This window comes from Azospirillum sp. A29 (assembly GCF_042604625.1).
Classification (GTDB): domain Bacteria; phylum Pseudomonadota; class Alphaproteobacteria; order Azospirillales; family Azospirillaceae; genus Azospirillum; species Azospirillum palustre.
On sequence record NZ_CP170462.1, the window covers coordinates 242203 to 262962 of the forward strand.

A 20760-nucleotide genomic window follows, 5' to 3' on the forward strand; every position below is an offset into this window, starting at 1 on the left:
CTTACAGCCCGCTCTGCCACCCAGAACATCCTTCCCCAATGGGGCGCGGTTCACTTCGCCCCCAGGGGAGGAGTGGGTTCGCGCCTCGTTTCACAACGAGGCTGCATCATGAAGACCCTTGATAAAGTTGACATTCTCTCGCTGGGTGTGACGATCTGGACCGGACGCAAGAAGCTCCGGGCCGAAGATTTGAACCTCGGCGTGGGTGGTGAACTGCCTTCTGAAGACGTTGCCAGTCTGGGCTCCAAAAAAGTCATGGACCCTGATCGGCTCAACGTCTTCCACAAGCTGAAGAAGCAGATGGAACGCCTCTTGGAGAGCGTTGGCATCCGCTTCCTAAGCGGCTACGCGATCCCACGCGAGAAGACCGAAGCGGTCACCGAAGCTCTGGACAAGATCGTTCGGGAGTTTCTCGGCGAGAAGAGCACCTTCCTGGCCGAATACGACAAGGAGGTGGAAGAGTGGGTCGCCAAACATCCCAACTTCGAGGACGCGCTTCGCCGGGCCATAGAGCCCGCCTCGGCGGTCAGTCATCGACTTTGGGCCGATTACAGCACCTTCCGGATCTCGCCGGCCGACAAGAGCGGCTCGCTGGACCGCGAGGTTGCGCGCATGGGCAATCAGCTTTTGGCTGAGGTCGCACAGGAGGCCAACGAACTCTACGAGAAGTCGGTGGCTTCCCGGACGGAGAAGAGCCTGTCACGGCGTATCGCAGGGCCGCTCAAGCGGATGCGCGATAAGCTCGACGGACTTTCTTTTCTGGATGGCGCTGTGGCTCCAATGGTGGCTGGCATTGACGAGTTGATCGCCAGCTTTCCGGAGAAAGGCAACATCGAGAACGGTGTCTACCACGAGGTTGTCGCGAAGATCCTGATCCTGTCGGACCCCGACAAAATCCGGTCCTACGCGGCGAGCCGCCCGGCGACGGGTGGCTTCGGCGACCTCTTTGCATCTGTCGAGGATGGGGACATCGTCGATCCTGATGCCGCCTTCCCGGAAGAGGAAGATGCGGACGAGCCAGAGGCTGTCGTCCACGTCACGCCCGCGCAAGTCGAGGTAACGATGGCTGAAGGGCCGTCAGACCTCTCCATCTTCGACGGCTTGTTCGGTGATGGTGATGACGCCGCCTCTCCTGCCACGGATGGCGTGGTGGTCGAGGAGTCCAACTCCGACACTGCGACGCCAGCACAGGCAGAGGAGGCGGGGCAGGTTACACCCGTCGCCGCTGAGGCTGTCCCGACCGCACCGGTTGAGGCAGTCACGGAGACGGTTGAACTCGCGCAGGAAGCCGACCAGGAGCCGGTAGAGCAGGATGCCCGCCCGGGTGCCGAGCCGGCATCCCTGGGGGCAGAAGCTGCGCCGGCGGCTAGTGCAACTCCGGAGGAACCGGAGACCGCGCCCAAGGCGGAGCCGGCTGCTGTTGAGGCGGCGGTCGAAGCTGCGGTGGACGACACCGACGATCTGGACGAGGCGGATGATGACGGGGAACTCCCAGACATGATCCCGCCGAAGGCCGCGCCGGTCGAGGCCGTCGACTGCTTCTACTTCTAAGCAACCCAAGGCGGGGGAGTATTTCTCCCCCGCCAAGGGGGGCTCCTTCGCCCCCCAGGCGAAAGGCAAGGAAATGATGGTCAATCAGACCACGCAAGGGACAAGCCAAGCTGGCAAACCGGCCAGGACGTCCCGCAAGGCTCGTACGCTCTATGACTCGCTGCCCATTGTGGCAGCGGCGCTGGGCAAGAAATTCGGGGTACAGGTCATCGTCTCTGGCAACGAGATGATGACCGACGGGAACCGCGTCTACGTGCCGGCGTTCGACCCCGACGAGCCGGACCTGTGCGATCTCGCCTACGGCGTCATCGCGCATGAAGCCGGTGGGCACATCCAGTTCACGGATTGGAATGTCGTTCATCGCGCGTACTACCAGCCGCTCCGTCGGGAGCTGCTGAATATCATTGAGGATGTCCGGATCGAGGCGGCGCTCGCCGTCGACTATCCGGGGACCCGCAGGACTATTGCCAAGGTGATCGACTATATGATCCGCCGCGGCGAAATGAGGGCCGTCAACGAGAAGGAGCATCCGGCTGATATCCTGTCCGGCTACTGCCTGCTACGCCTGCGAAGTGATGTTCTTGGCCAGAAGGCCTTGGAGTCTTTCGCGGACGAAAGCGAGGCCGTAGCGGCACAGACCTTCCCGGCCGGTGCCATGGTCAGGCTTCACGCGTTGCTTTCTGAGGTAAAAAACCTCGAGAGCACTGCGGATGCTCTCGATCTCGTAGACCTCATCCTCACCATGCTCAAGCAAGAGGAGGATAAGGCTCGCCAGCCCCCTCCGCAGCCGCCGCAACAACAGCAGCAGCAGGACCAGCAGAACCAGAGCGTCCCGCAACAGCAGGGCGGGTCCGGGTCTGACAACGAGCAGGACGCCCAAGGCGATGATGACGGTAGCGATGCCGACGATGCCACGGGCGGTTCTGGCAAGTCCAAGGGCGGCACGTCCGAGGATGATGACGCAACCGACGACGCCGGCAGCGATGCCGACGGCGACGGTGGCGGCGATGATGAAGGGCAGGGCGACAGTGCGAAGCCTGGAGCTTCTTCTGACAACGCCGACGACGGCCAATCCGGTGACGGAGAAGGCGACGATGGTGGCGATAGCTCGGGGTCCGGCTCGGACACCGATGACGACGCCGACGGCGACCAATCCGGTGACGGAGAGGGCGACGATGGTGGCGATAGCTCGGGGTCCGGCTCGGACACCGATGACGACGCCGACGGCGACCAATCCGGTGACGGAGAGGGCGACGATGGTGGCGATAGCTCAGGACCCAATTCGGCCGGCAGTGATGCCGGCGATGCGGGCGGCTCTGGCTCCGATCAGGGTGGAGATTACGATCCCAACGGCGCCGACGCGATTGCGAAGGCTCTGTCGGCCTCGGCCGACGACGTGGGGTCGAAAGACCTCTTCCAAAAGGCGGCCAAGGACCTGTCCAACAGCGCCGCCAAAGCACCTGTGCAGAGCCGGGTTCCGGCCATGGCTCAGCCGCAGGAGGTGCAGGCCAACCCGCTCATCGGACAGGGGATCGTTTCTCGCGTCCGTGGCACGAGCGGTCGGGTACGTGCCCAACTGCTGGGTCTGGTGCAAGCCAGCCAACGGGAGGACGAGATCACCCGCCGGCGCGGCCGTGCGGTGAACGGCCGAAAGATCACCCGGATCTTGACGGGTGACACGCGGGTCTTCACGCAGCGCACGGACACCCGTGCCCCCAACGCCGCGATCCACATCCTCGTGGACCGCTCCGGTTCCATGGCGGCGCAAGCCGCCCATGTCAACGGAGGGGCCAGTCGGAACCGGCTGGACGTGGCGATCGACAGCGCGGTTGCCCTCGCGACGGCTCTCGAAGCCATCCCGGGCGTCAACTCCGCGATCACAGCCTTTCCGGCAAGCCGGAGCGACTATGATCAAGATCACCAGCGCGCCATTGGCGTTCTGCCTCTTCTGAAGCATGGACAGAAGGTGCGTCAGGTGGTCGGCAATTTCGCGGTGGCCCCGGCCGGCGGCACCCCTCTGGGGGAAGCCATGTGGTATGCCGCCGCGCAGCTGGTCAACACGACCAAGGAGGAGCGTAAGCTGCTCCTCATCGTGACCGACGGCGAGCCCAACAACTCAGACCAAGTCATCGACATGGTTCGGCGTTGCCAGGCCTCGGGCATCGAGGTGATCGGCATCGGCATCCAGATCGACCGTGTTCGGCAACTATTCCCGACCGCGGTCGTCATCCAGGACCTCACCGAGCTGAGAAGTGCGCTGTTCGAGATCACGCGCAAGGCTCTCACGGCGGCTGCTGCATAGCAGCCTCGCCCTTTGACCAGCAACCCCGAGGGGGAGCAACGCTCCCCAACGGGGGCGATCTCCCCCTCTCTTCAAAGAACGAGAGGTGCATCATGGAGATCATCGAGAAGATGTTGATCTCCGCTGTGGCCTTCGTCTGCGTCACGGTCTTGCGGCTCTTCTTCAAGGAGTTCCGCGACCACAAAGACCCGACGAGGGCCCTGGAGGAGGTCTTCCGCAGGCTGTTCCAGCGGCGGAACAATGATGTGGTCCCGCAGCCGCCGACCGAACCCCATTTGGATCGGCGTGCAAAACGGGGCCGACTGGTTACGGTGTTTGGAGAGGCGGCGTTCGACGCCACCCACCAACTCGGTGCCTGGTCGGTCTACGCGCGGGACAATACCAAGACGATCCAGAAGCGGGGCGTCTGGGACAAGCACATCCACACGCGTGACCACGCTTCGGTCGAGGCCCTGGCCCTGGGCATCCACCTGACGGTGGACGAGTTCGACCTGAAGCGCGGTGACATGATCGTGGCGCAGTCCGCAAGCGAGCACGCGGTCGACGTCCTGTCTGGACACAAGACCCTGCGCGACAACCGCAAAGATGAAGCCGCCACACTGGCGGGCGTGAAGGCCATGCTGATCGGAAGGGGCGTTTCCCTGACCGCCAAGCATGTCCACGACCCCGGAGGCGACATCACCAAGCGGTTCCGCGCCAGCACGCTGGCAGAGCACCACGCGCAGCGCGCACTCACCGCCCACCTCGCCGAACGCGAGCGCGGCGAGAGCAACGCCAAGCGGGCCTAAGCACGGGACACACCCGAGCCGCAGCCTGACAATCTGACCCCGAGGGGAGCCGCTCCCCTCAGGGACGGCCTCCCTCTTCGATCCCAGGAGGATGGAAGCCATGAAGATATCGACCCAGGCCGTAGTTCCGGCCGAGCAGCTCGCGACGCCCGCCTATGGCCATCTGGCCCCGGTGGACCTGACCGGTCCGGTGGACGAGGTGTGGACACAGCGCGAGACCGACGTTTCGAAGATGGGCTTCCAGGAGTACGTGGAAGCCGTGGATGGGGCGATGCTCAGGCACTGGCGGGTCGACACGTTCGATGCCCAAGTGGACCCGGACGCCTTGTCCGACGCGCTTGACCAAGGAGTATCCCCGACGGAGTTCGCGCTTCGTTGGGGCTCTGCAAACGCGGTCAGCGGCCACTGACCATCGACCGGCGCTTCGGCGCCGGCCTTCAATCAACCCGAACCCCGGCGGGGAGCCCTCTCCCCGCTAGGGGAAGGGCGTCTCCCTGCCCCAACAGGTGCATTATGGAGAGGCGAGCAACACGAGTAACCGTCTTTGCCGACGCCAGCTTCTGTGGGAAGCGGCTGCGGGCAGGCTGGGCGGTGTGGGTACGATCGGGACGGAGGGTCTTCCGCTACAGCGGTCACGGACCCGCCGGCGATTCCTGCGAGGCTGAGCTGACGGCTCTGGGCAACGGTGTCATCGCCGCCGTCCATGACCTGAGGCTCTGTCGCGGCGACATCGTAACGGTGCAGTCGGACAACCAACACGCTCTCGGTGTGCTTGGCGGTTCGCAACGGGTTCGTGAGGACCGCACCGCCGATCAGGAAATTCACGGCGAGGTCATGGAGGTGGTCCGCAAGAGCGGCATCACGCTCCGTGCGGAGTTCGTGAAGGGCCACCAAGGGGACGTTGACGTTCGGGCAGCGATCCAGGGGTGGTGTGACGCGACCGCCCGTGCCGCTTTGTCAGCAGCGGTGGTCGAGGAACTGCTTGTCCAGCAGGGTCAACCCTGCTTGGCCTAGCGGGTCCTTGGGAAAACGAGAGGGGGGATGCTCTGTGGCATCCCCCTTTTCTATTTCCGCTCCAGGCGCTTCGACAGGGGCACGCGCTTCAGCGTCAAAAGACTCAGGAGAATGTCGTCATTTGCCTCTATCGCTCCGCCTTGACCCTGGCTATTATGGGTGCACTTATCGCTTCCTGCTTGATGCGGATGCGTGAGTTCCAGCACCGCTGGCGAGCTAGTTGGGCTCGATAAATAAGCAGCACTCAAGCCGCCCCTTGCTGGTCGGCACTCGCGCCGGGCCTGATGGCCCCGGCAGATTCCCCGCAGGGAGCACAGCCTCCCACAGGGGGACGTCTGCTTCCTCCGCCTTCGGCAGAGAGGTTCTCATGCGCAATTTGATCCTACTGGTCGCCGCCGCGGCGACGCTTGTGGGCTGCACTCCGGCCATCGTCCTCATGACGCCAGCCGTGCCGCCCTCTGTCAAAGGCATGGTCACCGTGCCTTCCAAGCTGTAAGCCGCCAGGGGCCAGTAGTCGCAACGACCACCCTCCCCGGGGAAAGTTCCCCGGACACGGGATTTCTCCCCCCTGGCTTTCACACCGAAACCAGTTTTGGAGACTCCCATGAGCAAGTGGTTTTATGAAATCCTGGATGACCAGGAGAATCGTCTGTCCCTAACGGAAGTGCTGAACAGCGAGGCTCCGCGCCTTTTGTTGGTCCGGCGCTTCGACAAGGGAAGCGTCATATCCAGCCGGATCGTCACGTACTTCGATGTGAAGGATTATCCGGAAGCTGGTCTGCGCAATGTCGAGTGCTTCCATCTATGTGTCCGCGTCATGGGCCATGATGGTGCGATTCAGACGGCCCAGAGCCTTCTGACCATTCTTACAACCCTTCGCGAAACGTCCGTCACGGATCCGGCGAGCGCGCTCGCAACCCTCCGCGAAGGAGACGTCAAAACGATCCTGTCAGCGTCGCAAATTCGGCTTCGGTCTTCCCGGATCGCCGTGGCCGCCTGACAGCCATTCATCGATCCCATGGGGAGTAAATCTCCCCGTCGGGAGACGCCTCCCCTCGAACGTGAGGAGGACAGACATGGAACCTGTCACGACGCAAGTCCGCTGGCTGGCGAGCGGCACGCTCGCCCATCTTACCAGCCAATCGCAGTACGAACAGATCGACACGATCCGCTGCGCTTTCATTCGCTTTGTCGATGAGGCCGAACAGTGGGCAGCCGGAACCTTCGAGAGGTGGCCGGATGCCTGGGCAGCTTTCGTGAACAGTACGTCCTACCCGCGTCTGCAGTAGGCGTGCCTGACAACATCCAACCCACCCGGGGAGACTGACCCCGGATGGGAGCAGGTCTCTCCGAATCACCGCAAGGAGAGACGCCATGCTGACCAACGAGCGTGCGCCACCTGTGGCGCCGACCGACTGGCTGCTCGACACCGCCTGGACCGATCAGGACCTCGTCGCACTTTGCGAGACGATCCTGCTCGAAACGATGGCGGCGGCTGTGGATGGTCGCAGCGGTCAACGCACTCGGGCCGAAGCCTGGGAGTGGATCGACAGCGACGGCGAGAAGCCCTTTGGCTTCCGCATTTGCGCGAAGGCGCTGGGTGCTGACCCGGATGAACTCCGGGCGATGTTCCATGAACAGGCGACCAGGCTCGGCCTGATCGCTTCCCATAACTGAAAGAACCCCGGCGGGGATGCTCTGCTCCCCGCCAGGGGGAAGGTGCGTCTTTGCCGAGTGTCGTAGGAGAACAATCGTGAGCACGCTGAAAGCTGATGACGTCCGGAACGCTGCGCAAAAGCACGGTTGGATGGACATTCACGAGCGACTGATCGGCAACAAGCTGGACGGCCGGATCTTTCAGAAGGCGCCAGGAAGAGGGCGGTCCGTCTGCCCGATCCACGGCACGAGCAAGAGCAACGGCAGGGGTGACGGTTTCCGGTTCTTCAAGGACGCCGAAACCTCGGGCGGTGGCGTATGCAACACCTGCGGCAAGTTTGCGGACGGTTTCCGGTTGCTGATGGCGATCGAAGGCTGGACATTTCCGCAGACGCTGGAGGAGGTCGCGAAAGTCGTCGGTCTTGACGTGGGCAGCGGTCGTGTCCGCAAGGACGCTCCGCCGCCTCGTGTCCGGCCGAAGGTCGAGGCCAAGCCCGCGAACGACACCTTCATCCGCAACCTGTTGCGGCGGGCGTGGGGGGAGGCTGTTCCGGTGACCGATCCATTGGCGGCGCCATTGATGCGCTACCTAATGCGGCGCAAGCTTTCCATCGAACCCATTGCAGGTCTGAAGAACTTCCGCTTCCATCCGTCGCTCGACTACGTCGACGATGACGGCGTGGTGGTCGGTCAGTTCCCAGCTCTGCTGATGGGCGTGTCGGACGCCCTTGGGCGGCCCGCCACCATCCACCGGACCTATCTCACCGAGAACGGCGAGAAGGCTCCGGTGGAGGAACCGAAGAAGGTCTTTCCGCTGCCGAACGACCGCTCTCTGGTCATGCCTGTCGAGCATCCGCGCTTTGACGGCATGATGGTGGACGGTGGTGGCTTCATCCGCATGGGTGAGCCGCAAGCCGGCGTGCTAGGTGTTGCCGAGGGCTTTGAAACGGCCCTTGCCGTGCATCTGGCGACCGGCATGACGGTGTGGCCGTGCGTCTGTGCCGACCTTATGGAGCGGTTCATCCCGCCTGAAGGTGTGGAGCAGATAGTGGTCTGGGGCGACCTGGATCGCAGCGGCCGTGGCCGTGAGGCCGCGCAACGGCTCAAGGCGAGCGCATGGGACATGGGTCGGAAGGCCCTGGTTTTCATGCCGTCGTTGTCGATCCCTGACGATGCGAAGGGAGTCGATTGGCACGATGTCTGGGTCATGCACGGTCAGGCTGGCTTCCCTCGGTTCCGCACGGAACAGCGGGCGGTCATGCCGATGGCTGTCGGGGACACGGGACCGCGGTACGTGGATCGGGATGAGGGAAACCTCAAACCGACCTACGTCCAGGGGCCATGTCCAACAGCGCAGAGCGATGGCGTTCGCGGCCTCGTCGCGGAACCGTCGATGCGATCGGCGGCACCGCGGACCGGGCTCCTGGGGCGGCTGCGCAGCTTCGTCAAGTTTTGACGGTGCGGCAGCATGATCCTAGACGTCAGCTTGGTCCGCATCAGGCCGGCGGCGGGGGGATGCATATCCCTTTACCCCGCCAGCCGGCTTCGAAGGCTCATCGGAGGATCACCTGGTGCTGGTGCGCCAGTGGTTCGAAGGTGCGTCTTCCCTGCACTGGTAGCGCATGGTGTTGGTGGCGCGGTTTGCCGCGTCCCCACCACCGGCGTTCTCCGGCTTACTCTTCGGCCGTGATGCCAAAACCCGAGAGCCCGTCAGTCGTCCGGTCCGGACGTCGGACGGGCTTTTTTCGTTTTCGCCTTATGACCTCGCACCTAACTCCCGGCGTCAGAGAAACCGCCCGCTGATGAGAGCGTCCACGCGATCTTGGACGGGGGGATGGGTGGCGAACAACTTCCCGGCCAGACCCGCGAACAAGATCGTGTCCTTGATCCCGAAACCAGCCAAGGCGGGGGAGTGTAGAGGGTTGGTCACGATGCGCTTGCCCGACCCGTCGTCGGCTATCTTTGCGAGGGCCGCCGCCATACTGTGCGGTGATGTGAGGGCCGCGCCGGCAGCGTCCGCGTGGAACTCGCGCCAGCGGTCGAGTTGGGCAATCAGCGCGCGGCACGCGAGCAGGACGATCCACGCCAACTGCGGAAGGAAGAGGGCGACCGCGCACGCTATGGCAAGGTCTCGTTGTCCTTGCCAGATGCCGTACAGCAACCCGGCGCTCAACAGCAGCAGCAGGGCAGGCGAGGCGCGGAGCAAGCTGTGGGCGAAGGCCAAAGGCGATATCAGGAACGTCGCGATGCTGTCCTGGACCGCCAGTGCGAGCGTCTTCACAAACGAGTCTCCGTGGGCGACGTGCCCGACCTCGTGCCCCAGGACTGCCGCCAGCTCGTCAACTGATAACCGATTAACCGTGCCGACGTTAACGGCAATGAGATAGCTGCCGCGCCGGCCGATAGCAAACGCGTTAATGTCGTCGCTGGGCACGACGCCTACCATGGGCGCGGCCCGGAGGCCCGCTCGTTCGGCCATGCTCCTGACCAAGTGGTAAAGCGCCACCTCGGCCGGAGAAACGTTCTTGTTCCGCTCGACCATACGCAAGGAGATGACCTTGGCTCCCAGCGCTTTCGCGGCGCGCTGGCGCGCGAAGAGGAGGCAGCGCAGAAAGCGCTGGCACCAGCCAGCGAAGGGTAGGCCAATGAGCACCAACGCGACCCATGCAAAGGGTGTAGCGGCGCCCTCTTCCACGATGATGCAGGCGCTGTTGACCGTCACCCAGCCGAAGGGAGCCGCGGCGACGGTTGTGAGCGCAAGCAGGGCAACAGCTGTTGCGGTCGATCGGGTCCGACCAGGGATCCGGGGGGGCATAATCACTCCGTGGGAAGTGTCGCAGAGCTGCGGCAACTGCGCCGATCCTAGAGCGTCGGCTGGTTCTACCGCGCCGCTGAAAGACGTAGAAATCCGTCGCCTTTCCCCGGCGCGAAGCGGCTGCGCGTCCCGGTAGGATGCCGGCAACACGCACTGGAGTTTACCCCGATGGTCAACATGATCCTGCGAACCTTCTTGTTCGCCTTCTTCCTGCAGGTCGTGCGTTCACCGTTGGCTATGATGGTGATCGGTGTCGGTGTCGGCATGTACTTCGAACACACGCGGCCGGGCACGACTGCCGTTGCACTTCACTGGGCCACCGGCGAGTTAGGCGGGGCTCTTGATGCCGTGAACCCGTTGGCCGGCTGGCTGGGCACCGCGCCGCAGCCCGTGCAAGCGTCGGGATGGGACACCGGAGCTTACAAGCTGCGCTGAAATGCGAACGGCCGGGGATGTGCCCCCCGGCCGTTCGTCATGTCTCAGCTCTGCCCGCGTCACGGGGGCAGCATGGCCTTGTCGTAGCGGGCTTGGTCCCGTTGGGACGCCGGATAGAACCGCTTTCGGCAGAGGTCGATCACCTCCTTAACCGGCATCGGCTCGCAGACACAGGCAGGCGGGTCGTTGGTGGCCGCCATGTACGCGAGATATGACGCGAGTTTGCCCACGACCTTGTTGTTGAGGTACTTGGCCGGCAGGGCATCTTGAACGATCTGACCGGCGATAGGTGCGAAGTAGGGATTATCAGCAAATGGCGAGTTGGTCACCTCTTCGTAGAAGATGCACTCTTGCCCGCTGTAGCGAGACCGCACCTCCGCCGTCAGCGGCGACATCGCGACAGAAAACTCGGCGGTGCTGACGCTACTGGCAAGCACCCGGAGGATGATGGTTAGGTCGCCCTTTTCAACGGCCACCGCCTGCGTCGCCGCCTCCGTGCTCTTCCATGAGTTCTGCTGGGGCGCCGCGCTGGCGGAGCCCGCAGCCGCCATCAGCAACAAGCCGATGGCGAGCGTGCGGAGGTGAGGCATTTAGCTCAGCTCTTCTTGCGGGCCTGATCGATCATCGCCTGCATCTGGGATGTCGGAGCGTACCCCGGCATGGTCGCGCCGCCGTCCAGATAGAAGAACGGGGTGCCCTGGATTCCCAGGCTCTGGCCGAGATTGAAGTCGTTGGTAACCAGCGAAGCGACCTTCTCCGAGGTCATGTCCTTCCGCAGCTGTTCCACGTCCAACCCAATGTCCGGGCGGGCAGCCAGTTGCAGGATGCTCTGTTCGCTGATCTCCGTCAGCTTGTAGAGTTCCCGGTGGAAAGCCTCGTGCTTGCCCTGCAGCGCCGCTGCACGGGCTGCCTGAGCGGCGAGCCGCGAGGTCGGAGACAGGATGGGCAGTTCGCGATAGACCACCTGGAGGTCCGGGTTGTTGGCAAGAAGCTCGTCGATGACCGGCTGCGCCTTCTTGCAGTAAGTGCAGTTGTAGTCTGCGAACATCACCAGCCGCACCTTGGCACCGGTCACGGCGCCGGCCTTGATTGCGTCCTTTTCGAACAGGTCAGAAGCGCGCGCCGCGAAGTTCTCGGACTTCGGAGCACGGGCCTGCTGCTGCTCGGCTAGGTGCTTGTTGACGCTCTCGAACACGTACCCGGCATTATCCTTCATCCACTGGCGCAGATACTCGTCGAGCTGCTTCGCGTCGAGCGCGGTGCTCGCTGCGACCGCTGCCGGCGGGGTGATCGTGGCAGCGTCTGCGGCTTTGCGCAGGAGCTGCGCCGTATTCTCGGGCATGACGTCGCTGTGGTCTCTGACCTGAGTGGTTTTCCGCAGCTGCTCATTCTCGATGGTGAGCTTCGTATTCTGCTGGGTAAGGCGCTCAACGCGGTTCATCAGAGCGTCGATGATGCCGTCAACGTCCGCTGCAGACGCAGGAGCGGTGACGGAGAGTGCCAGAAGGACGGGCAGGGTCAGTAGGGGGCGCTTCACTCTTCATCTCCGGGTAGTCACGCGACCAGAAGACTAGCGCCATCAGGCAATTCGGCGCGCCGCCGAAAGACAGCGAAAACCGTCGCCTTTCTCTGTAGAGAAACGGCCTTTGAAGCTGCTACGCGGTTCAGTTGGAATTGCCTCGGGAGCTCACGAGATGACACGCACGTTTGCGGTCGCGGCCGTCGCCCTGCTCGCCACCCTTCATATCGCGGAGGCGGCAGGCACGGCTCCTCTGGACGGTTCTCTGTCGAGCCGGTGCGACCAGGAGAGGGGAAGGGGCATTCAGGATTATGCGTCCGATCCCGCGGCCTCTCTCGTAGTCGAAGTGACGCTGTTCGACAGTGCCAACCGCGTGATCGAACAGGTGCCATTCATTACGCAGCCGAACGCGGAAGTGTCTGCACACTCCGTCGAAAGGCGGAGCTTTGCGCTGGCGGGAAGGGATGGCGCTCCGCTGGCGGTGGTCTGCACCGGGCATGTCACGGCGGTGCGGGTAACGCCCCATACCTCACATGACGCCTCTGTCGAATTGGTGGTTGAGGCTGCATCGCTTCGGCGATCCGACTTGGCGGCGGAACAACGGAAACTGAGCAAGGCGCCGGAGCCGGACCAGGTCCGCGTCGAAGAAACGCTGCGCATGCATGAGGGGGAGCGGGTGGAGCTCAAAGTCGGTGGCAGTGGACCGGTGCGGCGGGTTGCCGTAGCCTTCGGCCGCACCCGTTGATGCCTCCTGATAGTACTGCACACGAACGGGCACGAAGTCAGGTCGTGTGACCTGCTGTGCGGCCGCGAGGTGGGTACTGGCCAGCTCCGACCAGTTTTCAGGTCTGCGGCCCGTTACGGCGTGGATCTGTGGATGAAGAGCAAGGTCCGGCGGTCGGCCGAACATGGTGCTCTTTGTTCGGAGTCGGGATCACTCAGCCGCAACGGCGACATTGCCGGATGGTGCGGTGGCTTTCTCGGATCGTTCTCGCCGGAGCAGCTTCCGCGCGCGCTGCGCGATTGCCCCTTCGGTCCGATGCGGAAGAAAGCACCTTATCTCTTCCAGGGTGGCGCTCTTCCACATCCTGAGGACGAGCATGTCCTCAGCATTCCTCCAGACGTTTTTGGCGTCGCGGCCGGCCACCGAGGTGGCCATGGTGCTTCTGGGGCGGCCAAGACCGGCCAAGCGGGCAGCCCGACGAATCTGCGGCAGCGACTTTCCAGGAAGTCGGCGCATGATGTCCCTGATGCTCACATCTGGTGACGGATAGCTGTCGAGCAACACCAGAAACTCGCCGGTAGACCACCCAGTCGGCAAATCGAGAGAGGTGATGGGAGTGTTGGGTTCACCAGGCTCTGCTTGAGCCAGACAGAGTTCTTCCGCGCGATCGGCGATTGCGATCTGATTGCTCCCGATAGGCACGGCGACGACGTCTGTAAGGCAGGCGCCGGCGGACATCCTTTCCTGCAGCCCACGATCCTCGTCAGGCCGCCACCGCCGAACCGGATTAGCCTGGCGACGAAGCTTCATGCGTCGCGCCTCGGATCGAATGCCGTTCCAACTCCGCTTGGGCAGCAGGACCTGGAGTTGGGTTCGCTCCATAGTCGGGTAATGCTTGCGGATGATTTCTCGTTCTTCGTCAGTTATGTGGCCCATGGCATGCCAGCGTGTGGTTCGTCGTCAAGCGTCACTATAGCGGCTATGGACTGCCCTTCGCGCCGGAGAAAGGCACTGAAAATAACCCCATTTTGGGCCCTCAACAGCGAGCCGAAAAGCGATAAAAATCATCGTCATTTGGCACTAGCGGAACCAAACTCGCTACCGTTATAATCAAGCCACTTTGATTCGTTTGCTTGTAGCAACGACTCTAGTCGGCTTCCATGCATGTTGCTGGAAGCTAGTTGATCTAAAAAGTGCTAGTTGGGCACTATAAATAACCAGCATCCATGTTCTGGAACTCGCCAGAACACATGCATGAAGCGCTCCGCCTTAGGACGTCGCTTCAGCAGATATCGAGGCGCTCCTCTTGAGCGCTTGTCGATGAACATCCCCATCCGGGACCACGCTTCCCGGAAGGGGCGTGGTTTATCTTCCATCATCGTAGTGGAGAGAACCATGACTGTTCTTTTGTCCAACGTCACCAGCAACCTTGAGAACGCTGAGCTGAACGCCCGCTTTGCGGCGGATTGGCAGCGTTACAAGGCTGGCGATGCGAATGTCTGCTTCGTCACCACGAGCGACGAGGACGGCGACATCGCCTACTGGCTGGTGCTGCGAGAACCCTCCGAGATCCTCGTCTACTCGATGGATCTGGATGAGACGATCGAAGCGATCGCCTGGTCGCTCAGCTGCTTCGGCAGCGAGGCGGCAATGCTTGAGCAGTATCCCATGCTCAAGCGGTAAGGACCATCTGTGCGCCCGTGAACCCGGCGCAGTTGGTTGAGCGGCGTGGCCACGCAACGCCAAAAATGGTGCTGCGTGGCGCGTCGTTTCCGCACGACCGCTCGGCCGGCGTTTGTTCGCCGCCGCCTCAGCTTCGGCCCTCTTGGGGGCGCATCACGCGCATCGCGATTTAGCGGGCGTGTAGCAACGAAGGACCCAACCCCAACCGGGGGCGCGCCTGTGCCCCGTGTTGGGCCGTGGTGCGCCTCACTTCTGAAAAGGTGCATCATGGACAATCAAATCACCCTCTCCCCGATCCCCGGCACGTCGGAGTATTTCGCGGCTCGCAAGGTAGCCTTCGCCCTCATTCGTGAGGTCGAGATCGCCAAGCAAACCGCCGAACGGGCTCCGACCTACGTCGCTGGGTGCTGGGACGAGGACAACGAAGACTTTGAGCCGGTCGAGAACACCAAGCCTTGGGATCACCTGGACAAGGTGCAGACGATGGCCAAAGCAGACCGGCTTGTGGTCGAGACCCTCAAGGCACAGAACCGCCTTGATCTCCTGGGTATGTCCCGTTGGGAAGCCGAGGCGATCATTCACGGCGCGCCCGCTGATATCCTGGCCGAGACAACGGTGCTCGTTGCTTGGCAAGGGCTTACCTACCATCAGCCCTGCGCATACGCTCAGCGGTTCGATATCGAACTCGCCCGGCCGCCGCGCAGCGACTGCTATGTCCTGACGAAGACGATCCACTATTCAGGGGTCCGTCCCGGTTTGCTGGGACGCTGGAAGGAAACCACTACCAGCGCTTTCACCGACCGAAATGAGGCTGACAGCGGCTACTGCCATGCCGTCTCGGAAGCCCAATCCTTCGCTCAACAGGTTCGCGGTCGCTACAACCGCGCCGCCTGACCACGCCGGCGTCTCCCGGCGCCATTCATCAGCTCTCCTCCTGGGGCACACGTTGCCCCTCGGGCATGGTGTGCCTCGTCGTCTAACCTAGACGCCAATAGGTGCATCATGACTGACCAGCAGCTGAAATACGTTCCAGCAGATATCCTGCAACGCGTGACCACGGTCCTGCGGGAGCAAGCAGACCGTCCAAGCGCGGGCTTCACCTACAGTGGACCCGGCGCCAAACGGACCGACTTGGAGACGTTGGAAGCGATCCTCGCCAACAACACTCCCCGCCGGCTGGCCATCGTGCTTGACGGCGGCCTTGTCCAGGCCGTCGTCGGTGAGAACCTCCCAGGCAATCTCGGGGTGGCGATCATCGACTACGACACCGAGGGCGCAGACGACGTCGATCTGGCGCGCATCCGCCAATCCGACGGGTCCGATGCCGAGGCAATCGTGACGCTTTCGGCCATCGACCCCCCTGGCATCGACCTCAATAGCGTGTTCAGCAGCGTGACCTGATCGGCACGCTCTCCCGAGCTCGCAACCACAGCCGGCTCCGGCCGGTCGCCACAGCTACATTCCCCAGTCGGGGCGCGCTTCGCCCCAACAAGGGGAGTGGTGCGCCTCACCCACAGACAAGGTGCATCATGAAAAAGCTGACCAAGTTCATCGGGCTGACCGCACAGTTCCTCTACGAAGTGTCGGATGGCAAGCTCTTCAGCAAGCCGCCGGCGCCTGTCGTTGTGACGGAGCGCACGGTCTACACGGGTGAGACCCTCCAGCTCAAACGGCAAGCTTCGCTCGCCGGCGGGTACTACCGGGTCTTTCTCAAGCCGACCACCGAAGGCGTCCGCCAGTGGTTCAGTCCTCGTCTGAACCGTGAGGATGCCGTTGCGACTTTCTCGCGCATGGCGCGGCGGCTCGCCTGAACGTCAATCCGCGCCGTCCGGCTCCTCCTGGGGGTCGGGCGGCGTCATCCCCAAGCGGGGCACATGATGCCCCATACGGGGAGCGTGTGCCCCAACCACGAGATCGCACATGCAACAGCAGTCCATCACACTGCATAAGGTCATCGGGCCGTTCTTCGACATCTTCAACTGCCTGCTGCCAGCGTGGCACGTCGTCATCGAGGTTCTCTCAACGGGCGAAGTGTTCCACTTCGTGGTCTATGGGGAATCCCGAGACGACGCATGGGACGCAATAGATGGTGCTCTCGGCGCCGGGAAGGCGTTGAACGATGGCCGGAAGATATCAACGGCCGACCGGGCCATTTGGATCAATGCACTCCCGCCGGGGCGGACCCGTCCGCAAGGCACCGAGCGTGTCGTCATCGTGTACGGCGTCACGCCCTACGATGGGGAGTTTCGTTGGTTCGTGACCGTCACCGCTGAGAGTCTGTCTTGAAAGATTATTTCCGTGCGAGGCGCCGGAGCATGAGACGGATCATGGCGATGCGGATGAAGGCGACGGAGGTTCGGAGATAGTATTCGTAATGGCGTACGAGACGGCGGCAGCGTGTGAGCCATGACAGCGTTCGCTCAACCAGCCACCGCTTCGGGAGCACGACGAAGCCCTTGGCCTGATCGGAGCGCTTGACGATCTCCAACCGCCAGTCGCCGGCCTCCTTCACCTTGGCGGCGGCGACCTCCCCCTGATAGCCACCGTCGGCGAAGATCACTCGGATGAAAGGGAACTGCGCGCGGGTTGCCTTGTCCAGGACCAGAGCGGTGCCGTCGCGGTCCTGGATGTCGGCACGATGCACGGCGACGTTCAGGAGCAGTCCGAGCGTGTCGACGAGGATGTGGTACTTGACGCCTTTGATCTTCTTGCCCGCGTCGTAGCCGACCGGGTCCGCCGCAGGCCCCCCTTTTCCGCCGCGCGGACGCTTTGGCTGTCCAGCACGGCGGCGGTCGGGCTGGGCTCGCGGCCTTCCTGCGCGCGGACCCGCTGGTAGAGGTCATGGTGGATGCGCTCCAGCGTTCCCTCCCAGGCCCACAGGTGCAGATAGCCATGCACCGTGCTGCGCGGCGGCAGGTCCTTGGGCAGGTGACGCCATTGGCAGCCCGTCTCCAAAACGTACAGCACTCCGTTCAGTACCGCCCGAAGATCGACGCTGCGGTGCCGCCCACCGCGCCGAGCCGGTGGGATCAGCGGCTCGACGACCCGCCACTCCTCATCGCTCAGGTCGCTCGGGTAGCGCAGCCCGCTGCGGTCATGCCGCTCCCGTTTTTCCGCCGTCCACATCCTTGCCTCCCTCTTGGAGGCTCCCTTGAATCACAACCGATTCATTCGATTCAACTTCTTCTCGGACAGGCTCTGAGGGAGGCAAACCTCGCTCCATTAAGGAACGGTGGCCGCGGTCATACTTAACTGCGGCGACGGCGCTCCGGGAAGCCAAACTGAAGGCGGAAGAGCAAGCGGCGCTGTATGGAGCCGGCTGGCAGGTGACCGTCACAGGCCCGAGCGTACTCGCGGCGGCTGCTACGTAAAAGGGGGAAGGATGATGCAGAGTGTCACCATTCAGACCCTCGACGACGACGGCAACATCATCAGCGAGGAGACGTCGGGTGTGGTTCGGATCACCGACACCAGCCAGTTCCAGGACATGCTCAACCTCATGCAGACGGGGTTGAGTTTTGAGGAGGCCGCGGCGCGGATCGAGGCCGCCTGAGGTCGCCCATACCATCGCCCCGGATCGGGAGGCGCTGCCTTCGAATCCGCGGGTGTTAACCCGCTGTGGTCTCGGTGTTCTGCATGGACTCCGAGACCACAGCACTCTTTCGTTTGTTCATCCCGGCCGGTCGATAGGAAGTGCGGGGCATGCCTATCCAGGCAAAGACGACGCACAGCCGCTGCTGCGCCCCATGCGTGTCCAGCTTTATCGAACTGCGCACGCCCGAGAAAGACATCGATTTCCCGCGCCTTTCGGCGGCGCGAAGGAGGGGCCTGGAAAGGTAGCTTTGCGGACATGACGATACGCTCCGCCCTCATCAGCACCACTGCCGCCTTGCTCGCTGGCTCGATGGCTTTTTCTGCGTCGGCCCAGCAGCAGGCACAGTCCGCGGGCTTCTTCGGCGATCGGGAGCGCGGCTGGTTCTGGTATGAGGTCCAGCCGGAGCCCGACGAGGAACCGCCGCCCCCGAAAAAGGAAGAGCCCGCACTGCCGCCAGCGGCGGCGACCCCACCACCACCACCTCCTCCTCCTCCGCCTCCGCAGCCCCTGGAGCAGCCAAAGGTCCCGGAACCGCCCGCCTTCGGCTCGGCCGCTTGGCTACGGGAGAACCTTCCCAAGTACCGGGACCGTGCGCTGGATGACCCCAGCGCCGAGAACGTGCGCGCCTACTACGTCATTCAGCGGCTCGCCATGGACAAGGCTTCGGCTTTCACGGATATGGCTCAGCGCGTTGTCGTGGGCGATCCGCTGTTGGATGAGACAGGCCGTCGTCCGACCGCGACCTTTGCCGCGAACGAGATGAACGCCGTGGCTGGGGAGGCCACCGACGCGGAGCTGAAGGAGATCGCGCAGCAGGCCGGCATTTGGTTCTTCTACCGGGGCGATTGCGTCTACTGCGACAAGCAGGCGCCGGTCCTCGAGATGCTGGAACGCGCCTATGGCTTCCACATCACGCCGATCAGCCTTGATGGAAAACCCCTGCCTGGTGGACAGTTTCCGAACTTCCGGGCGGATACTGGGCAGGCTGCAAAGCTGGGCGTGGAGCGCACGCCGACCCTGGTCCTGGTCCGCCCGCCGGAAGGCGTTCAGACCATCGCCCGCGGTGTCCTATCGCTGCACGAGCTGCGGCGGCGCATCCTCACCGGCGCCCTCAACGCAGGCTGGATCGACCAGAAAGCGTTCAACAAGACCCGTGCCGTCGACAACGGGCCAATGCTGCCCGCGAAGATCGATATGCCTCCTGAGATCGCCGCCGACCCCGCTCAACTCGTCAACCACCTTCGTTCCATGGTGAGGCAATGATCAAGATCGCCCGCAAGATAGTCGCTGCGGTAACAATAGGCGCGTGCCTCACCGTCACGGCGACGCCGGTACAGCTGCAGGCCGCCGGTCTGCATAGCCAGATGGACTCGCTGTTCGGCGCCATGAGCAACACGACTGCTCCTGGCGTTTGGGAGACGCAGCGGCGCGGCGTTTTCGCCGGCGGGCAGTTTACTGCCAAAAACCGGATCATGAACGAGAACTTGATTTCGTTCGTACCGCCGAGCTTTGAAGCAGGCTGCGGAGGAATCGATCTGTTCGGCGGCTCGTTCAGCTTCATCAACGCCGACCAATTCGTGCAGCTGATGCGCGGCATTGCCGCAAACGCCGCCGGCTACGCATTCCAACTTGCGCTGGGTTCTATGTGTCAGGACTGCGCGGCGATCATTGAGCAGATCCAGAAGAAGATCCAGGAACTCAACCAGTTCTTTGGCAACAGTTGCCAATTGGCGCAGGGTATCGTCAATGACACCTTGGGCGCGGCGCTGAAGAAGCAGGAAACCGAGGCGTCAAAGATCAGCTTCAAGAAGGGCATTGGTGACATCTTCGAATCCTGGACGGCATCTGGCGGCAAGGGCCCGCCCCAGCAAGCCGCGGAAAACGCACCGGATGACTTTGCCCAGAAGGTTAAGGGCAACATCGTCTGGCGGGCACTCAAGAAGCATGCCGTTAGCGCATGGTTCACGGGCGGAGACGAGGACATGCTCGAGGCCATGATGAACATCGCCGGTACGGTTATCGTGGGCGATCTGGAAGATGCTGGAGACGGTAAGAAGGCACCGCGATACACTCCCGTCACTGGGTCGAAGATCAGCTTTAAAGATATCATGGAAGGAACTAATGGAGTTCCGATAAAGATCATGCGCTGCGACACTAAGGCGGCAGATGGGTGTCTAAATCTGTCATCGCAGCCCGTCGTGCTCAAGGGCTTCCGTAAAATGATTTCTGAGAAGATGCTTGAAGGAAGCGGGGGAACGCCGGGACTGGTTTATCGTATTGCCAGCAATCAAGGCTCTCTAACCGAAGCGGATAGGGCGTTTCTGTCACCCCAACGCTACCACCTTGCCAGCATGATTTTCAGGCTAGCAAAGCAGGGACAAGCAGGCGCTGTCGCCTTGGCAGAGCAAGCAATTCCACATCTCGCATATGAGATGGCTGCTCTCATGATTGAAGATATGATCAAGGCGGTAGATGCCGCAGCAACAACTTCCGATGAACCACACGCCAAGCAGCTGAGCGAAATTCTAAAAAACTCAAAGGAATCATTTAGAAACGAGCAAAGACTTATGCGGGGGCAGATCGGTGATCCAACCGACGTCTATCGAAACTATCTCGTGATTTTAGATATTACTCGGAAGGTGCGTTACGCAGCGACCGGGAATTTCGGCAGGGAATAG

General features: G+C 62.7%; 25 protein-coding genes. 20 read left to right on the forward strand and 5 right to left on the reverse strand.

Annotated elements, in window-relative coordinates:
* Positions 1–108: 108 nt before the first annotated feature.
* From ABNQ38_RS08440 to ABNQ38_RS08485, 10 genes are all read left to right on the forward strand, one after another.
* A complete protein-coding gene (locus tag ABNQ38_RS08440; RefSeq protein ID WP_377806678.1) occupies positions 109–1551 on the forward strand; it encodes a DUF3150 domain-containing protein in 1443 nt (480 codons plus the stop codon).
* 73 nt (positions 1552–1624) lie between these two features.
* The gene (locus tag ABNQ38_RS08445) at positions 1625–3853 is read left to right on the forward strand and encodes a VWA domain-containing protein (RefSeq protein WP_377806679.1); all 2229 of its coding nucleotides are present in this window, start codon (positions 1625–1627) and stop codon (positions 3851–3853) included.
* A gap of 92 nt (positions 3854–3945) precedes the next feature.
* Positions 3946–4641 carry a hypothetical protein gene (locus ABNQ38_RS08450; protein WP_377806680.1) on the forward strand — a complete coding sequence of 232 codons (696 nt, stop codon included), beginning with the start codon at positions 3946–3948 and terminating at the stop codon, positions 4639–4641.
* A gap of 100 nt (positions 4642–4741) precedes the next feature.
* Positions 4742–5050 (forward strand): hypothetical protein, encoded by a 309-nt coding sequence (locus ABNQ38_RS08455; RefSeq protein ID WP_149226273.1) that lies wholly within the window; start codon positions 4742–4744, stop codon positions 5048–5050.
* A 104-nt stretch (positions 5051–5154) separates the two neighbouring features.
* Positions 5155–5655, forward strand: a complete 501-nt coding sequence (locus ABNQ38_RS08460) for a ribonuclease HI (protein ID WP_377806682.1) — start codon at positions 5155–5157, stop codon at positions 5653–5655.
* A gap of 367 nt (positions 5656–6022) precedes the next feature.
* On the forward strand, positions 6023–6151 hold the full coding sequence (locus ABNQ38_RS08465) for a hypothetical protein (protein ID WP_377806683.1): 129 nt from the start codon (positions 6023–6025) through the stop codon (positions 6149–6151).
* 108 nt (positions 6152–6259) lie between these two features.
* Complete coding sequence (locus ABNQ38_RS08470; protein WP_377806684.1) at positions 6260–6655, forward strand: hypothetical protein; 396 nt, start codon at positions 6260–6262, stop codon at positions 6653–6655.
* Positions 6656–6731: 76 nt separating this feature from the next.
* On the forward strand, positions 6732–6944 hold the full coding sequence (locus ABNQ38_RS08475; RefSeq protein ID WP_377806685.1) for a hypothetical protein: 213 nt from the start codon (positions 6732–6734) through the stop codon (positions 6942–6944).
* 85 nt (positions 6945–7029) lie between these two features.
* Positions 7030–7332, forward strand: a complete 303-nt coding sequence (locus tag ABNQ38_RS08480) for a hypothetical protein (protein WP_377806686.1) — start codon at positions 7030–7032, stop codon at positions 7330–7332.
* A gap of 76 nt (positions 7333–7408) precedes the next feature.
* Positions 7409–8767, forward strand: coding sequence for a toprim domain-containing protein (locus tag ABNQ38_RS08485; RefSeq protein WP_377806687.1), 1359 nt, complete (start codon positions 7409–7411; stop codon positions 8765–8767).
* Positions 8768–9094: 327 nt separating this feature from the next.
* Here ABNQ38_RS08485 and ABNQ38_RS08490 read toward each other — a convergent pair whose 3' ends face one another.
* Positions 9095–10126, reverse strand: a complete 1032-nt coding sequence (locus ABNQ38_RS08490; RefSeq protein WP_377806689.1) for a M48 family metalloprotease — start codon at positions 10124–10126, stop codon at positions 9095–9097.
* 168 nt (positions 10127–10294) lie between these two features.
* On the opposite strand from ABNQ38_RS08490, the gene ABNQ38_RS08495 reads away from it, so the two are divergent.
* Complete coding sequence (locus tag ABNQ38_RS08495; protein ID WP_377806690.1) at positions 10295–10561, forward strand: hypothetical protein; 267 nt, start codon at positions 10295–10297, stop codon at positions 10559–10561.
* A gap of 59 nt (positions 10562–10620) precedes the next feature.
* Here ABNQ38_RS08495 and ABNQ38_RS08500 read toward each other — a convergent pair whose 3' ends face one another.
* Together ABNQ38_RS08500 and ABNQ38_RS08505 are read right to left on the reverse strand one after the other, a co-directional pair.
* Positions 10621–11151 carry a hypothetical protein gene (locus ABNQ38_RS08500; RefSeq protein ID WP_377806691.1) on the reverse strand — a complete coding sequence of 177 codons (531 nt, stop codon included), beginning with the start codon at positions 11149–11151 and terminating at the stop codon, positions 10621–10623.
* A gap of 5 nt (positions 11152–11156) precedes the next feature.
* The gene (locus ABNQ38_RS08505; RefSeq protein ID WP_377806692.1) at positions 11157–12098 is read right to left on the reverse strand and encodes a DsbA family protein; all 942 of its coding nucleotides are present in this window, start codon (positions 12096–12098) and stop codon (positions 11157–11159) included.
* 157 nt (positions 12099–12255) lie between these two features.
* On the opposite strand from ABNQ38_RS08505, the gene ABNQ38_RS08510 reads away from it, so the two are divergent.
* Complete coding sequence (locus ABNQ38_RS08510) at positions 12256–12825, forward strand: hypothetical protein (RefSeq protein ID WP_377806693.1); 570 nt, start codon at positions 12256–12258, stop codon at positions 12823–12825.
* 189 nt (positions 12826–13014) lie between these two features.
* On the opposite strand, the gene ABNQ38_RS08515 is transcribed toward ABNQ38_RS08510, so the two are convergent.
* The gene (locus tag ABNQ38_RS08515) at positions 13015–13614 is read right to left on the reverse strand and encodes a hypothetical protein (RefSeq protein ID WP_377806694.1); all 600 of its coding nucleotides are present in this window, start codon (positions 13612–13614) and stop codon (positions 13015–13017) included.
* A gap of 585 nt (positions 13615–14199) precedes the next feature.
* Here ABNQ38_RS08515 and ABNQ38_RS08520 point away from each other — a divergent pair.
* From ABNQ38_RS08520 to ABNQ38_RS08540, 5 genes are all read left to right on the forward strand, one after another.
* Positions 14200–14487 carry a hypothetical protein gene (locus ABNQ38_RS08520; RefSeq protein ID WP_377806695.1) on the forward strand — a complete coding sequence of 96 codons (288 nt, stop codon included), beginning with the start codon at positions 14200–14202 and terminating at the stop codon, positions 14485–14487.
* Between the two features lie 267 nt (positions 14488–14754).
* Complete coding sequence (locus ABNQ38_RS08525) at positions 14755–15381, forward strand: hypothetical protein (RefSeq protein ID WP_377806696.1); 627 nt, start codon at positions 14755–14757, stop codon at positions 15379–15381.
* A gap of 108 nt (positions 15382–15489) precedes the next feature.
* Positions 15490–15888 carry a hypothetical protein gene (locus ABNQ38_RS08530; protein WP_377806697.1) on the forward strand — a complete coding sequence of 133 codons (399 nt, stop codon included), beginning with the start codon at positions 15490–15492 and terminating at the stop codon, positions 15886–15888.
* Between the two features lie 128 nt (positions 15889–16016).
* Complete coding sequence (locus ABNQ38_RS08535) at positions 16017–16298, forward strand: hypothetical protein (protein WP_377806698.1); 282 nt, start codon at positions 16017–16019, stop codon at positions 16296–16298.
* Between the two features lie 109 nt (positions 16299–16407).
* Positions 16408–16773: a hypothetical protein gene (locus ABNQ38_RS08540; protein ID WP_377806699.1), complete on the forward strand. Its 366-nt coding sequence runs from the start codon at positions 16408–16410 to the stop codon at positions 16771–16773.
* Positions 16774–16777: 4 nt separating this feature from the next.
* Here the strand turns inward: ABNQ38_RS08540 and ABNQ38_RS08545 are convergent.
* Positions 16778–17613 (reverse strand): IS5 family transposase gene (locus tag ABNQ38_RS08545; protein ID WP_377806700.1). Its coding sequence is split into 2 segments (ribosomal slippage): positions 16778–17214 and positions 17214–17613, totalling 837 coding nucleotides; the frame shifts between segments, so codons are not numbered across the junction.
* Positions 17614–17869: 256 nt separating this feature from the next.
* Here ABNQ38_RS08545 and ABNQ38_RS08550 point away from each other — a divergent pair.
* From ABNQ38_RS08550 to ABNQ38_RS08560, 3 genes are all read left to right on the forward strand, one after another.
* Positions 17870–18040 (forward strand): hypothetical protein, encoded by a 171-nt coding sequence (locus tag ABNQ38_RS08550; protein ID WP_377806701.1) that lies wholly within the window; start codon positions 17870–17872, stop codon positions 18038–18040.
* Positions 18041–18337: 297 nt separating this feature from the next.
* Positions 18338–19345: a conjugal transfer protein TraF gene (gene traF, locus ABNQ38_RS08555; protein WP_377806702.1), complete on the forward strand. Its 1008-nt coding sequence runs from the start codon at positions 18338–18340 to the stop codon at positions 19343–19345.
* The gene (locus tag ABNQ38_RS08560; RefSeq protein ID WP_377806703.1) at positions 19342–20760 is read left to right on the forward strand and encodes a conjugal transfer protein TraH; all 1419 of its coding nucleotides are present in this window, start codon (positions 19342–19344) and stop codon (positions 20758–20760) included. Before traF ends, ABNQ38_RS08560 begins: the two co-directional genes overlap by 4 nt.